The sequence below is a fragment of the Spirosoma oryzicola genome (assembly GCF_021233055.1).
GTDB lineage: Bacteria > Bacteroidota > Bacteroidia > Cytophagales > Spirosomataceae > Spirosoma > Spirosoma oryzicola.
Map to the genome: position 1 here is coordinate 1,875,414 of NZ_CP089538.1, position 14,297 is coordinate 1,889,710.

11 protein-coding genes and 1 pseudogene are annotated in these 14,297 nt (G+C 50.2%); 8 read left to right on the forward strand and 4 right to left on the reverse strand.

Features of this window, described 5'->3' with window-relative positions; translation table 11 throughout:
- The first annotated feature begins 11 nt into the window (after positions 1-11).
- The gene (locus LQ777_RS07615; protein ID WP_232561922.1) at positions 12-515 is read left to right on the forward strand and encodes a Rad52/Rad22 family DNA repair protein; all 504 of its coding nucleotides are present in this window, start codon (positions 12-14) and stop codon (positions 513-515) included.
- 41 nt (positions 516-556) lie between these two features.
- Here LQ777_RS07615 and LQ777_RS07620 read toward each other — a convergent pair whose 3' ends face one another.
- The 3 genes from LQ777_RS07620 to LQ777_RS07630 all read right to left on the reverse strand — a co-directional run bounded on the left by LQ777_RS07620 (position 557) and on the right by LQ777_RS07630 (position 4,961).
- The gene (locus LQ777_RS07620) at positions 557-1,699 is read right to left on the reverse strand and encodes an acyltransferase family protein (RefSeq protein ID WP_232561923.1); all 1,143 of its coding nucleotides are present in this window, start codon (positions 1,697-1,699) and stop codon (positions 557-559) included.
- A gap of 207 nt (positions 1,700-1,906) precedes the next feature.
- The gene (locus tag LQ777_RS07625) at positions 1,907-4,111 is read right to left on the reverse strand and encodes a M28 family peptidase (RefSeq protein WP_232561924.1); all 2,205 of its coding nucleotides are present in this window, start codon (positions 4,109-4,111) and stop codon (positions 1,907-1,909) included.
- Positions 4,112-4,241: 130 nt separating this feature from the next.
- A complete protein-coding gene (locus LQ777_RS07630; protein ID WP_232561925.1) occupies positions 4,242-4,961 on the reverse strand; it encodes a DUF4292 domain-containing protein in 720 nt (239 codons plus the stop codon).
- A gap of 192 nt (positions 4,962-5,153) precedes the next feature.
- Between LQ777_RS07630 and LQ777_RS07635 the strand changes: the two genes are divergently transcribed.
- The 7 genes and pseudogenes from LQ777_RS07635 to LQ777_RS07665 all read left to right on the forward strand — a co-directional run bounded on the left by LQ777_RS07635 (position 5,154) and on the right by LQ777_RS07665 (position 13,595).
- Positions 5,154-6,377 carry a nucleoside permease gene (locus LQ777_RS07635; protein ID WP_232561926.1) on the forward strand — a complete coding sequence of 408 codons (1,224 nt, stop codon included), beginning with the start codon at positions 5,154-5,156 and terminating at the stop codon, positions 6,375-6,377.
- A 95-nt stretch (positions 6,378-6,472) separates the two neighbouring features.
- Positions 6,473-7,250: pseudogene (locus LQ777_RS07640) on the forward strand (exodeoxyribonuclease III).
- Between the two features lie 41 nt (positions 7,251-7,291).
- Entirely contained in the window at positions 7,292-7,885 is a 594-nt protein-coding gene (locus LQ777_RS07645) for a pseudouridine synthase (RefSeq protein ID WP_232561927.1), read from the forward strand.
- 111 nt (positions 7,886-7,996) lie between these two features.
- Positions 7,997-8,587: an RNA polymerase sigma factor gene (locus LQ777_RS07650; RefSeq protein WP_232561928.1), complete on the forward strand. Its 591-nt coding sequence runs from the start codon at positions 7,997-7,999 to the stop codon at positions 8,585-8,587.
- Complete coding sequence (locus LQ777_RS07655) at positions 8,584-9,324, forward strand: tetratricopeptide repeat protein (protein ID WP_232561929.1); 741 nt, start codon at positions 8,584-8,586, stop codon at positions 9,322-9,324. Before LQ777_RS07650 ends, LQ777_RS07655 begins: the two co-directional genes overlap by 4 nt.
- Before the next feature lie 79 nt (positions 9,325-9,403).
- Positions 9,404-10,861 (forward strand): S8 family peptidase, encoded by a 1,458-nt coding sequence (locus tag LQ777_RS07660; protein ID WP_232561930.1) that lies wholly within the window; start codon positions 9,404-9,406, stop codon positions 10,859-10,861.
- A 16-nt stretch (positions 10,862-10,877) separates the two neighbouring features.
- Entirely contained in the window at positions 10,878-13,595 is a 2,718-nt protein-coding gene (locus LQ777_RS07665; RefSeq protein ID WP_232561931.1) for a CHAT domain-containing protein, read from the forward strand.
- A gap of 6 nt (positions 13,596-13,601) precedes the next feature.
- Here LQ777_RS07665 and LQ777_RS07670 read toward each other — a convergent pair whose 3' ends face one another.
- Positions 13,602-14,222, reverse strand: a complete 621-nt coding sequence (locus LQ777_RS07670) for a 3'-5' exonuclease (RefSeq protein WP_232561932.1) — start codon at positions 14,220-14,222, stop codon at positions 13,602-13,604.
- Positions 14,223-14,297: the final 75 nt, after the last annotated feature.

A 14,297-nucleotide genomic window follows, 5' to 3' on the forward strand; every position in this document is an offset into this window, starting at 1 on the left:
AACAATTACCAATGGATTTAAACGTAATAACAGCCCCGCTTACCCCCCAGGAGGTTGAATGGCGGGTGCAAAGCCAAACCAAGGATGGCCAGAAGATTGTCGTCGTTCCCTACATTACCAACCGGTGCGTCATGCAGCGCTTTGATGAGCAGTTTGGCTGGGCGGGCTGGCAAAACGAAATAAAGGAGATCGACGGGGGATTTCTGTGTACCATCACCGCCGTTATGCCCGGTGGCGAAATCGTCCGCAAAACGGATGGTGCCAGCCGGACGAGCGTCGAACCCGTAAAAGGAGGGATCAGTGATGCCATGAAGCGGGCCGCCGTGCAGTTCGGTCTAGGCCGTGGTTTGTACGACTTCCCAAAGGTGCTGATTCAAACTACCGATAAATACATACCCGATTGGGCAACACCCTTGCTCGATAAGATGGTCGAAAAAATAAATGCGGGTGGCATTGTGCGAGATGTAGTCGTGCTGAAGCCTGAACATGCTAAACCACCAATTAAAGCGGCTTAGTAAAAACAAATGCCACACCCTCTCGAGTGTGGCATTTGTTTTTACTGATTAATTTCCACTGCTGCGGGGAGTGCACGGTCCTTACGCCGGCGCAAAAACCGCTTGCCAACTTGCTGAGCCGGTTCTTCGATCAAACGATACGTAATGGATGAAAACAAAACGGTTGGCACGAGGATCAGCACAAATTTGAGATGAAAGTTGATCACGTTCGTCAGGGTGCTGGTTACCGGAATCAATGCTTTGGGAAGAACTTTATTTAGCCAGTATAAGATACCAAAATGGGTCAGATATGCGCTGTAACTTACTTTGCCGATGTAACGCGTAACCCGATTGACCAACAATTGGCTTGGCCACTTTGCCAGAACAATGATCAGTACGGCAAAACCAATACTGCCGAACAGATGAAGCGTATGCGGAAGATTAGGCAGAACAGTTTGACCGACGGTTTTGCTAAGAATAAGAAACGCGACTACGCTCACCGCGAAACCAGTTACCCACGGACGAACGCACCGTTCCTTCCTGATGACTACGTAATAAGCGACAATACCACAGCCGAAAACGGGTAGCTGATAGGGTAAATAATAAAATAAATACTCGACCAGGAGCTGACTGTTTTGAATAGCCGGTACGTGCAACAAAACAGACGTGAGGACAAAACCGCCCAACAAAGTTAGTGCTGTAAACAAAATGGCCCGATTCAGATTTGTGATTCGGGTAAATAAAAACGGAACCATCGCGTAAAACAATACTTCGATCCCAACCGACCAGCCACCCGGAATAATGCTATTGATCCAGACCGGGCTCAACCCATGCAGGAGCAGCATATTCGCCATAATCCCGTAGGCATTGTAACGAATAACCGACGATAGCGGCTGGCTGTAAAAGTAGGCCATCTGCCACAGGTAATAGGGGATGGCAACGTAATACATGGGCGCAATTCGAAATAAACGCCGGTAAAAAAAGTCTGTTTTCTGAATATCGGCTCCCTTCCGTCTGTCCTGAGAAAGAAAAAGCGTGAAGGCACTAAGTGCGTAAAAGAGCTGAACGCCTATAGCTGCTGGCGATCCCAGCGTATCCATCAACGAATAAAACGTTGTGTTGCTGAAGTGTTCTAAGTGGCAATGAAACCAGATAACACTTAAAATCGCCATACCCCGCAGGGCATCAATGTAATCTAGCTTCATTCAGTGGGGGTACCTTATCTGATGGCAACCAATAACGTGTGGACCGTCAGCATAGTGTTTTTGTGCTAATATGTCGCAAATTTAATAGGTCCATACCTATGTAAACGGGTATTAGTGAGCACTTCTCCATGCAATTGCAACCGAAGAATAAATAAGGCCATTGTCCAGGGCGCTAGTTGCAAGAGGTGGACAATGGCCTTCCGACTTTTATTTGCCTCCGCCGACGGCTGCCGGGTTCCCCATCCCTTGCGATAAAGCCAGTAGCTTATCACTAAGGGTTTGGATGGCTTTTTTGTAACGACTTTCCAGATCGGGTAGGTTGGCGGTTGATTTCAGCGATGCTTCGTACAGGAAGCCCGGCAGCATCCACGACGCATAGCCGCTGTTCGGGTCCGACGACGCATAAAGCGACCGGTACCAGGCTCCGAACGCATTTCCTTTGGGATCAATAAACGAACGTTCCAGCAGTCGTAATTCTCGATTCAGTTCGACCAACTTATCTGTACGGCCTGATTTGAGGTAATTCTGGCGGGCCGCTTCGCAGGCGTCAGCGTTCTTTTTTAAATCGGCGACTACGTTCAGGACGGGGGCAATGGAATAGCTGGGTGCGTAAGCCTGAATGGCTTTTTCGGCAGCTTTCAGATGAATAGCCAGATCCGTTGGGTAGCGGGCAACGTCGTAAGGTACGAGGTCAGCGTTGGCAAGTCGCATGGTCATCGTGCCAACAACCTGCTCCATCATCGGCCCCATTTTGTACGTCGGATCGGCAAACTTATCGTAGAAAAACAGATCGTCGTACTGCGAGTGATACAGCGTTGGCCCTTCCATACCGGCACTAAGCGACGGAATGCCGATGTGCATATAAGGCGCAATATGATCGGAACCACCGCCGAGGTTACCGATGGTCGGTTCGCCGGCCAGGGTAGCGGGGGCTGACGAACCCGTTACGCGCGTGGGATTCCCCGCTGCTTTATGGCCCATCCAGTGCTGATAGACCGTCTGGTTCGAATCCGGATACTGTACCGATTGCGTTGCTTCGATGATCAGCTTTTTCATGGATGGCGAAGCGCTGGCTCCGAACGTCCGTCCCGAAACGGCGGCATCGTAATTCATGTAGGCAACGGCTTTTTGCGTTAGCTCGTCGCGAAACTGCTCACTCCATTCCGCGGAGCCAATAACCCCCGGTTCTTCAGCATCCCAATGGCAGACTTTAATGGTGCGTCGAGGCCGTTGACCCGCTTTGGCCAATTTTCCCAGCGTTTCGGTCATGCTCAGCAGCATAGCCGTTCCCGAATTAGGGTCGGTGGCACCGTACGACCAGGCATCGTAATGGCAACCGGCAATAATCCATTCGTCGGGAAAGTCAGCACCGGTCAGCGTGCCGACCACCTGATAAATGCGCTGAATAGTTTTCTCCTGTTTGACCATCAACCGAACTTTCAGGCCTTTTCCGCCTTCAAGTCGGTAGGTATATGGCAAGCCACCCTGCCAACCAGCCGGAACAGCTCTGGAGCCAGTCATGCGTTTTAAAATGTCCGTAGCCGATCCGTAAGGGAGCGGAGTAACCGGAATTTTGTGCAACCCTACGGCATTCTGATCGAGTCGCTTGGGCGTGTTTTTGGCGTCCATCGGTAGCGCTGCTTCGCCCGGTGTGAGCGGATCGCCCGTATAAGGTGTTGTCAGCAACGAACCGCGCTGAATAACGCTTTCGCTGTAATACGGACCCTCGGGAAACGTCAGGCCACGCATGTAGCCCGAATCGGCGGGGTCGGTAAAAATGATAACGCCAAGGGCACCGGCTGCCTGCGCCCACTGCGCTTTATAGCCCCGGAAGTTGCCGCCATAGCGGGCCAGCACGATCTTATCCTTGACCGAGATACCCATGGCTTTCAACTGCTCAAAATCTTCCTTACGCCCGTAATTGGCATAAACAACTTCGGCGGTCACGTCGCCCGAACCCGACCAGGCATTATAGCCGGGCGTCAGGCGGGGATCACTGCTGTATTTGTCTTCTTTGAACAGAAACTCCCGGATATTGAGCGGCTGGCGAACAGGCTCGACCAATTCGACGGCAATTTCACCGGGACCTTTAGGGAGCAGTACATCATGCGGATAGATGTCAACCTGCCAACCTGCTTTGCGCATGGTTTCGGCAATGTAGTCGCGTACCTGCTCGTTTTCTTTTGAGCCCGTAATATGCGGTACACTGCTTAGTTTCTGAAGATGCTGTTTAAAAGCGGCTGATGATTGTTTTGTCTTAAACTCGGATTCGAGCTTTACTTGTGCGGCCTGCCGAGCCGGAACGAAACCAGTGAGACTCTGGCTTTCGCTTGACTGCGCCTGTGCGATTAATACACCGAGGCTTAGCAGCACGGCATAACATGCAATTTTAAATGAAAAGTAGTGATTCATTGATAATAGGTTGTATAAGCGTTAAATATCGGTATTTACTATTGAATAAATCACTATTTGCAATTAAATATTGGGAAACAAAAAAAGGCGCAGCTAGCTGCGCCTTTTTTTGTTGCTGTAAACGGATTGCTTATTTAGGCATCGCGAAAATAGACGAATCTACTTTAGGGTTGAAAACCACGTTCGATAGCGTAAGTGTAATCGATCCTGGCATCGCTGGGCTATTAAGTTCTACCGTCGAAGGAAGCGTGAGGCCATCAATCGTTTTGTAATTGCTATACTGGGTTTTCACTTCACCCGACTGTCCCTGTACGTTGATGGTTGTTTTTGCGCCCGCCAGTTGAAACGTATTGGCATCGACGTAGTAGTTGACCACGCCTTCGGGCCGGGTTACTTTCAGGTTAAACACATCTTTGTCGTTCAGCTTTTCTTTACCCACCAGTTCAACCGGATATTTCTTGTCCTTGGTTGTCGCCAGTTCGGTGCCAATCACATACGCGTTGCCTTTTTGCATTTTCACCTGCTCTTCGGGTAACGCCTGCGCGCCCGCGCCACCTGCCATTGGATTGATCGTCCAGCCTTTGTCGCCATCAACGACGGTCGTGATCTGCTGACCCATCGCGGTAATATCGGTACGGGCGGACTGACCGATAACAACGGTAGTTTTGCCTTTCATTTCCATGCCCATCAGGCTCATGTTCTGATCGTACTGGGCCGTTTTGATGGCAGCAACTTTATCTGTTCCCCCCAAGGCGGCAATATTCTTGTCAATTACTTCACCGGCGGTTTGGGCAAAAGTTAAGGCCGGAATCGCCACCAGGGCAATGATGTTAATCAGTTGTTTTCTCATGAAAAATTTAGTCAGAAACGTTGTCAAATATACTTATCTGACGCCAGAATACGGCACGAGTTTCCGCATAGTTCATCAAAAATAGCCATCATATTGCATGATCGGCAACTTTAACGGGTAATCGGCTTGCAGGGCTGATGACGGTTGGCTACCTTCATTCATTCAAACGCTAACCGCAATACAATTCCTCGAATGTTACCTATAACCCGTATCAAACTTTCCGTAATGATGTTTCTCCAGTTTTTTGTTTGGGGAGCCTGGTACGGTCAGATGAGTAAATACCTGTTAACGCAACTCCATGCCACCGGCGATCAGGTGGGCAACGCTTATGCGGCTTTTTCGCTGGCTATGATCATCGCGCCGTTCTTCGTCGGGATGATTGCCGACCGGTATTTTGCGGCTCAGAAAGTTCTTGGCGTGCTCAACCTGCTGGGGGCGGGGGTCTTGTTTTTTATCACGCAAAACACCAATCCTGACAATTTCTTTTACCTGATTCTGGCGTACTGCATTACGTTTGCGCCTACTTTGGCCCTGACAACGTCCATCGCGATGCAGCAGATGACTACGCCCGAAAAGGAATTTCCGGGCATTCGGGTCCTGGGAACAATTGCCTGGATTATTGTAACGAACATCATTGGGTATTACGGTTTCGGCGACAAGGTCACCATCTTTCAGCTGTCCATGTATTCGGCGATTGTGCTCGGTGTCTTTGCTTTTTTCCTGCCGGATACTCCGCCAAAGGCTACAGCCTCCACGTCGTTCTCGCAGATACTCGGTCTGGATGCTTTCAAACTGTTCAAGGATCGTTCGTTTGCCATCTTCTTCCTGTCGTCGGTGCTGATCTGTATTCCTTTGTCGTTTTACTACGCGATGGCCAATCCGTCGCTGACGGACGGGGGAATGCAGAACGTAGAAAACAAAATGTCGCTCGGTCAGGCATCCGAGGTTATTTTCATGTTACTGATTCCATTGGCTTACACCCGCTTAGGTGTCAAGAAAATGCTGATTGTTGGTCTGGTTGCCTGGATTGTGCGATTTATCGGCTTCGGCTACGGTGATGGCGGCTCCAGCGAATGGATGCTGTACATTGCTATTTTGCTGCACGGTGTATGCTACGACTTCTTCTTTGTTACGGGGCAGATTTATACCGACAACAAGGCCGGTGAAAAAATCAAATCATCGGCGCAAGGGCTGATTTCGCTGGCCACCTACGGTATCGGCATGGGGATTGGCTCTAAAATTTCGGGTATCGTACTGGACATGTACACCCGCCCCGACGGTAGTAAAGACTGGCTCGGTGTCTGGCTGGTTCCGGCTGGTATTGCCGCTGCTGTCCTAGTCGTATTTGTGCTGCTCTTCAACGACAAAAAACGGATTCAGGCGACGAAGGATGAGCTTGTACCGGGAAATTTATGAGAATAGTAAACACTGGGCTAACGGAAGAATCCTAGAAAGACAAGTTTTTCTCTGTGTTTCGGGAAATTCTACAGTTAGCTTTGTGTTTAATGACTATGCAACTCATTTCGTACAACATAAACGGTATTCGGGCGGCCATTCGCAACGGATTGACCGAGTGGCTTTCTCAGAATCAGTTTGATATACTTTGTTTTCAGGAAGTAAAAGCCACTGCTGATGTTGTAGACTTATCGGTATTCGAGCAGCTAGGCTATCAGTACCACTCACTGGCACGCTGCCGAGAAGAAAGGCTATTCGGGCGTGGCTACCTTTTCAAAAATTGCACCGACCAACGTCATTATGGGGTGCGGTCTGGATGTGTACGACTGCGAAGGCCGTATCCTCCGTACCGACTTTGGCGACTGGACACTGCTGAACTGTTATTTTCCGTCTGGCACAACGGGTGAGGTACGGCAAGGCGTTAAAATGGAATTCCTTCGTGATTTTAACGAGTATGTGCAGGAACTGCGAAAAACTCGGCCCAAACTAATTGTCGTCGGCGACTACAACATTGCGCACACGGCCATTGACATTCACGATCCGGTGCGGAACAAAAACACAACGGGTTTTCTGCCCGAAGAGCGGGCCTGGATGGATCGCTGGTTTGCGGCTGGCATGACCGACGCGTTTCGGTACAAACACCCCGACGACGTGGCGTATAGCTGGTGGAGTTACCGGGCGGGTGCCCGAAGTGGCAACAAAGGCTGGCGCATCGACTATGCTTCCGTTACAGATAACCTACGCGATCAACTTGTTGATTGTCGGATGCTCCCGGATGCGGTTCACGCCGATCACTGCCCGGTATGGCTATCGCTGGACGTTTTGTCGAATTAGAATCGTGTTGCTGCTTTTTGCGCCAGAAATAGCGTTTATTTATGAATTCCGGTTCCGAGTACTTTCTTATCTACAAACCATACCTGATGCTTTCGCAGTTTAGCCGGGAAGGTGACAAACCTACCCTGGCTGATCTGGACTACGATTTTCCGAACGACGTGTATCCGGTTGGGCGACTCGATGCCGACAGTGAAGGCTTGCTGCTCCTGACGAATGACAAACAACTGAATCACCGTCTGTTAAATCCTAAATTTCGGCACAACCGAACCTATTACGTACAGGTCGAGGGTACTTTGACCGACGATGCCTGCCGCCAATTAGCAGATGGCGTTACGATTTCGGTCGATGGTAAACCTTACCATACGCTCCCCGCTACAGCGCGTCCGCTCGCAGATCCGCACTTGCCGGACCGAAATCCGCCCATTCGGTACCGGGCGGCTATTCCTACGTCCTGGCTGTCTATCGCGTTGCACGAAGGGAAAAACCGGCAAGTGCGCCGAATGACAGCTGCTGTGGGCTTTCCAACGCTTCGACTGGTTCGCTGGGCCATCGAAGACCTGACCGCCGAAGCGATGTTGCCCGGTCAGGTTAAGCCGTTGAGTCGGGTAGACCTGTTCCGGGGATTACGCTTGTAAAAGACAAAATTCGGTTATCCTGCAACGCATGTAAGGCGCGTTGAGCCGGGTAGACGCATTCATTTCGTTGCATTTTTTAGTACCTTACCGGCAGGTTCTACTTCCTGCTCTATGCCTCTTTTTTCTCGACAACTCCCTGACGCTGACTTGATGACCGGTATTCGGGCGGGCGGAACGCAGCGTCGGCTGTACGAAAATAAGTTGTACGAAAAATACGCTTACCTGATTGCCGATGGTACCCGCAAGCATCGTTTAGGCGAAGACGAATGTGCCAGTGCCTATTCCGACGCTGTGCTGACAGTTATCGAACACGTCGCCAGTGACCGATTTGAAGGACGTTCTGAACTCAAAACGTATCTGTATCAAATATTCACGAACAAATGTGTTGACGCAATCCGAAAAAAGACGACTAATCGGAGTAGTGTCCATGATGCGCTTTCACTTGATGACTCGCTCCTGCAACTGCCCGACGCAGCCCGGTCGGCTATCCAGCACCTCATTGCTCAGAGTGATGTAGATCGGCTTTACCGCCATTTGCAGGACTTGGGTGACAAATGCCGGGCCATGATCCTGTCGTGGGGCGAAGGATATTCGGACGATGAAATCGCTCAGGCACTCGGTTACAACTCAGCCGCTGTTGCTAAAACCAGTCGATTGCGTTGCTTAGACAAACTCCGTGAACGTTTTCGCGATATTTTATGAATACAGACCTTGAGACAATAGAGAATTACGTAAACGGTCAGCTTTCGGCTGAAGACCGGGCGCAATTCGAAGCAACCCTTCGAACGGACCCTGCTCTGGCGGACGCGTTGGCTTTTTACGTCATGTCGAAGCGGGTGGCACAGGCGCAGGCCCGTGAGCAACGTCTTCGCGAATTCGATGCTTTACGTAATAAAAACGCCCGTATCGGCCAGCGAATCACCGGTACGTGGATACTGTATGCAGCGGCTGCCTGTATTGTCTTCCTGCTTGGTCTGAGCTGGTATTTTTTTAGCCTGTCAACAGAGCCAGCAGCGGTAGCCAGCCAACAGGTTGACGCGTACATCACTGCCCAGTTTAGCCAACTGCCAACTACGATGGATGCGCGCTCGGACAGCCTGAAAATAGGCGTTGATTTGTTCAACAAAGGCAATTTGGGGGAAGCCGCTACCGTCTTTGGGGGTATCCTGGCGCAGCATCCCGACAACGACACAGCCTTAAAATATGCGGGTATTGTTTCCCTCCGGCAGGGAAATTACGACAAAGCCATCGACCAGTTTGACCGCCTTAGCCAGCGAACCGATCTGTACGCCAACCCAGGCTTATTCTACAAAAGTCTGACGCTGCTGAAGCGCGGACGACCGATGGATAAAAGCCAGGCCGAAAAATTGCTTCGTGAGTTGATTAGCAGGAATTTAGAAGGAAAACGGGAGGCCCAAGAGTTGCTGAAAACGTTGTGAGGAAGAATGGCTTCGCGGAATCTGGTTAGCACGAGTCAAATCGGTTTGTTCCGCTATTTATATCTATTCTTATTTCTCTATGCTTCCGACGCGAAAAATACCCCCTCTGAGAACGCCCTATGAGATTGTTCCTAACCAATTATCGAATCGCAAACTCCTAGAGATAGACAGACGAACAAAAGATCGGTCAGCAAGGATTTTTCCTAACAGGGTTCGCGTCGATCAGCGTGGACGGCTTATCAACCCTACTCAATTTATTATAGCAGGCATAGGGCGCGACATCGACCAGTTTACCGAAGGCCGTGAACTTTGGTTACAGGCTCCCAAAGGAGGAATAGGACAGCAATCAGAACGGAAAAAGGTTAAGGTTATTAAGTCCCGGAAATGCTGTCCGGACGGGAAGCGCTATGTGCTGTTGGAAGCCTTGGAGTCGTCTCTGGATAGTCTGGAAGGACAAGAGACCATTATTTACGAAAGTAGTACGTCGCCCAACGGCATTGGCGTTATTCATCCCGGCGGATCAAATCCCGGCGGCAAGGATCACTCAGGACAGGTAAATACCTATGGCGTGAATTTGCTGGTCAGAGCTAGAAACGAAGATACTACGCCCTCACTGGCAGAAATAAGAGATATAAGGAAAGTCGCTACCTACGAGCGCGATGCCGTGCGCAAAAGGCTGAACGTAGCTGTCTTGGACTCTGGTATTCTCTTCACAAATCCATTACCAGCAGATGCACCAACGGATTGCATCAATAGCCAGTTTGTAGGTTGGGATTTCGTTCACGACAGTCCCTTTCCGGTTGACGATCATAAGGGGTTGCACGGAACAAAGATTAGTACGATCATCAAACACTACGCGCCCGACGCCGGAATCATTCCTGTCAAAATATCGAACACAAACGGTAGTCTGACGCTGTACGATGCGCTTTGCGGACTAGAATACGCGCGTTGTCAAGGTGCTACGATCATCAATGCCAGTTGGTCGTTTACGGGGGCAAGCGAAGCCGTAGCTGGTAATGAAACCGATTTTCCACTTTTGTGGAAGGCCGTTAAATCGCTGACGGACGCTGGAGTTATCGTTGTGGCTGCGGCCGGAAACAAAAACCAGTACGACCATCCGGATGGTCATATTACCACGCCTAGAATTTACCCAGCCTGCTACAGTGACAAACAGGATAAACTATTCACCATAACAACCGTCAGGCATCAGCCGGCTGACCCTTCGGCTGGAATCAGGAAACCAAAATATATTGCGTTTGAAAATTACTCGCCTGATTTTGTCGATACAGGCGTATTGGCCGATGCGGACTCGAAAGAAACCCCAGGCCGGTTTAGCATACCGGGTTTTTTAGGGAGCTATCAGGGATCATCGTTCGCAACGCCGATTGTGGTAGCCAAAATGGTTAATGCGCTACTGGCAGGAACAAGCTATTCTGTTACAAAGGAAGAATTACTGGAAAAGCTGGATGGATTCACGGCGAAAGAGGCTGATCTGGCGTACGCTATTCGGGAGAAGAGTTGCTATATCAACGTGTAAGACGGTTATTTTTTTAGTGCTGTTTTGCGTCAATAATGCTCAGGCTCAGTGCGTCAGTCGTGCTGAGCTTTTGGCGTTACTGGATTCTGCACGATCCTATTCGTATGTTGAGCAAGTACCCCGGCTTTCGGTGATCGTAACAACCTGGAAGCAATGCCATTACGTCCGGGATTCGGCTTACGTAACTGTTCTGCTCGACCGCGCAAAAGCGTATTTCCGAACGAATGATATTCAGCAGGCCATCGGTGATCTGAATGAAGTGGTTAGCCTGTACAAGCGAAAGAATCCTTCGTTGAGCCGTAGCGATCAGATTAAAGCTTATTATCGTTTAGGCTTTTACTGGAAAACGGTAAACAACTTCGAGGATGCTCGAAAAGCGTCGGAGCAAGCGGTAAAGTTGAACGGTGATCAGCCCAGTAGCTGGGCGTCATTTGCCAGCAATACCCTGGCGTACGTTCATTATTCCGTCGGGGAATACCAGAAAGCGCTGAATTATGCCGAGCAGGGAATGTACGAAGCCCGAAAAGCGGGCGATGATGTGGCCTATCTCGAAAATTGGTGCGAAAAAATAAAAGCGTTGGTCGCTTTGGGCGATGACCGAAAAGCCGCAACAGAAATAGATCAGGCGGTCAGGCAAACGCGGACTATTCCGGAATCAGACTATTATCTGGCGTTGTTGCTAACCCATAAAGCGAACTGGGAAAACCGGAATAACCACCCTCAGGCAGCCTTTGCGGATTACAAAAGGGCGGTAGACGTTAACAGGAAAAATAAGGATCAGGACGGCATCGCGAACAGTTGCATTGATACGGGCTACTTCCTCTACAGCCAGAGTGATTGGGTCGGCGCCCTGCGGTATTATCAGGAAGCGTTGCGAGTAGCTTCTGACCCGTATGTCAGGCTTCGCATTCTCGACAACATAGGCGCTGTATACTGGCAGAAGAAACAATATGAAGTAGCGCTAACCTACTATCAGTCAGGACTGAATGCCATACCCCTACGGTTTAGCAAACGTCAGGTGTCGGCCTTGCCGGATGCGCAACTGGTCAGGGCGGCCTCTCAGAAAGAATTTATCCTTACGCTCATTCAGGACAAGGCCGACACCTGGCTCGATTACGCGAAGGCTACCGCAAATCGGCAGCGGTTGCAGCATGCACTTGATACCTACAAGGTGGCCGATCAGATGATTGATTTCATGCGCTGGGAGCACACCGGTCAGCAGTCGAAGTTGTACTGGCGTCATAAGACGCGGGTCTTGTACGAACGGGCGATTGAAACCTGCCTCCGACTCAACAATCCGGACGAAGCCTTCCGTTTTCTGGAAAAAAGCCGAGCCGTGCTGTTAGCCGATAAGCTCAACGAGCTGGGCGCTCGTCAGAAACTGGCTCCCCAGTTGATTGCCAAAGAGCAGCAATTGCGGCAGGCCGTAGTCAATCAGCAGCTCAAACTTGCCGGTCTACCAACTGACGACAACGGTTATTTACAAGCCCGGACAACGCTGCTGGCTAAGCAGGACAGCCTGGAGTCGTTTCTGAAACAACTTGAAACGTCGAATCCGGCCTACTATCAGTACAAATACGACAATGCGATCACCTCTTTGCCAACACTGCGCCAATACCTGAAAAAAACGCAGAGTTCACTCATTACGTATTTTATAGGCGACAGTGCTTTGTACCTGATGGGCGTAACCGCCGATACGGCTATCCTGCGTAAACAGTCAATCCAGGACTACAACCGAGCGGTAGGCCAGTTTGCGCAGTTGCTGGCGAGTCCGGATGCAATGAATAAGCGCGCTACGGTTGACCGGTTTCTTGCACTCAGTAATAGCCTTTATCGCCAGTTGTTAAGTCCTTTATCGTTGCCGAAAGGCCGCGTCGTGATTTTGCCGGATGGTTTCTTTGTACCGTTTGATGCACTGAGTCGCTCGGCTAATCAGCCGGATTATGCCGTCACCGATTATGCGTTCAGCTACGCTTATTCAGCTAGTTTGTTGCTTAAGAACAGCCATAAGCAATCAACTGCACCGAGTTTTGGAACGGCTGATTTTCTGGGAGTGGCACCGGTGGACTTTGCTCCCAAACTAAAGCAGGTCGCATTGGCTGGCTCCGATGTAGCCATAAAGTCGATTGCCGAACGGTTCCGCTCACCCACGCTGCTGACTTACAAAGCCGCTACCCGGCACGCTTTTCAGCAGGAAGTGCAGCGCTATCCGGTCGTTCTTCTGTTCACCCACGCCAATGCCGACAGCACCGATCAGGAACCGACACTTTATTTCGCCGACTCAACTCTGCGCCTTTCCGATCTGGGCGACGGCGCACTGCCCAACGCGCAGCTGGTTGTACTGGCCGCCTGTAAAACGGGTATTGGCGCTAACCAGCAGGGCGAAGGCGTGTTCAGTCTGGCACGCGGCTTTTCGGCGTTGGGTGTACCCAGTGTGCTGACCACGCTGTGGAGCGTACAAAATCAGGCTACCTATAAGTTAACCAGCCTCTTTCACAAACAGCTTGACGAGGGTTGGCCCAAAGATATTGCTCTGCAACGAGCGAAACAGGAGTGGCTCGCTCAGGCTGAGGGAATGAATCAACTGCCCAACTATTGGGCAGGATTAATTATTGTCGGCGATACCGAACCCTTGTCACGCGTTAACTACTCGCTTTGGGGTGGTGTCGGGCTGCTGGTGTTTCTGGTCGGAATTGGTAGCTGGCGTTACTTGCGTAGCCGTTCAATTCGTTAAATCAAGCTAGCCGCCGGTTACGGTAAACCCTTCGCCTAGTTTAAATACTTCCTTTAAACATTGAGCGGTCAATACGGAATCTTCCAGCGCATTGTGAAAACCATCTTCGCGGGCAAAGCCAAAATAATTGGCAATGGCTGTCAGACTCAAACGATCCGGCACTTTACGACCGTTCGTTTTCAGAATCCGGAAGGTAAAATAAGCCAGCGTATGCAAATCGATCAGCACGCGCGAGTAGGGCCATTTCAGCTTTTCGTATCGGTACGCTTCTTTCAGAAAGTTAATGTCATTGATAACGCTTTGCCCGCAGATAATCACGTCGCGCAAGAATGGCGTCCGATCCAATTGACCTTTGGGAACGCGTATGTTGAGTTGCTGACAGATCCATTCTTCCATCTCGGGTAGTACATCGTAGATCATCGGAGCATCCTGCAAATCCGCGAGCGAGAGGTTATGAATTTTCTCGGAAGCCGACGAAAAGGCTTCTTCATTTTCAGGGTAAACGTTGGTCAGGTAGCGTCCTTTCTCATTCCAGCCGTCGTCGAAAAGAACGGCACCAATCTGAATAATTTCGTTGTAGTCCGGTTCGGGCCCGGTCATTTCGAGGTCAAGTACTAAAAAAGGCATGGCAGATTCGTTAACTATTTCGGCGAAAAGTTAACGGATTTATTTTTGAAAAATATACTGGAAAACTATCCGCCA

What these genes read in the sequence shown, in the direction of transcription:
- LQ777_RS07615 (WP_232561922.1), top strand. Translation starts at nt 12, where the DNA reads ATGGATTTAAACGTAATAACAGCCCCGCTTACCCCCCAGGAGGTTGAA.
- LQ777_RS07620 (WP_232561923.1), bottom strand. Translation starts at nt 1,699, where the DNA reads ATGAAGCTAGATTACATTGATGCCCTGCGGGGTATGGCGATTTTAAGT.
- LQ777_RS07625 (WP_232561924.1), bottom strand. Translation starts at nt 4,111, where the DNA reads ATGAATCACTACTTTTCATTTAAAATTGCATGTTATGCCGTGCTGCTA.
- LQ777_RS07630 (WP_232561925.1), bottom strand. Translation starts at nt 4,961, where the DNA reads ATGAGAAAACAACTGATTAACATCATTGCCCTGGTGGCGATTCCGGCC.
- LQ777_RS07635 (WP_232561926.1), top strand. Translation starts at nt 5,154, where the DNA reads ATGTTACCTATAACCCGTATCAAACTTTCCGTAATGATGTTTCTCCAG.
- LQ777_RS07645 (WP_232561927.1), top strand. Translation starts at nt 7,292, where the DNA reads ATGAATTCCGGTTCCGAGTACTTTCTTATCTACAAACCATACCTGATG.
- LQ777_RS07650 (WP_232561928.1), top strand. Translation starts at nt 7,997, where the DNA reads ATGCCTCTTTTTTCTCGACAACTCCCTGACGCTGACTTGATGACCGGT.
- LQ777_RS07655 (WP_232561929.1), top strand. Translation starts at nt 8,584, where the DNA reads ATGAATACAGACCTTGAGACAATAGAGAATTACGTAAACGGTCAGCTT.
- LQ777_RS07660 (WP_232561930.1), top strand. Translation starts at nt 9,404, where the DNA reads ATGCTTCCGACGCGAAAAATACCCCCTCTGAGAACGCCCTATGAGATT.
- LQ777_RS07670 (WP_232561932.1), bottom strand. Translation starts at nt 14,222, where the DNA reads ATGCCTTTTTTAGTACTTGACCTCGAAATGACCGGGCCCGAACCGGAC.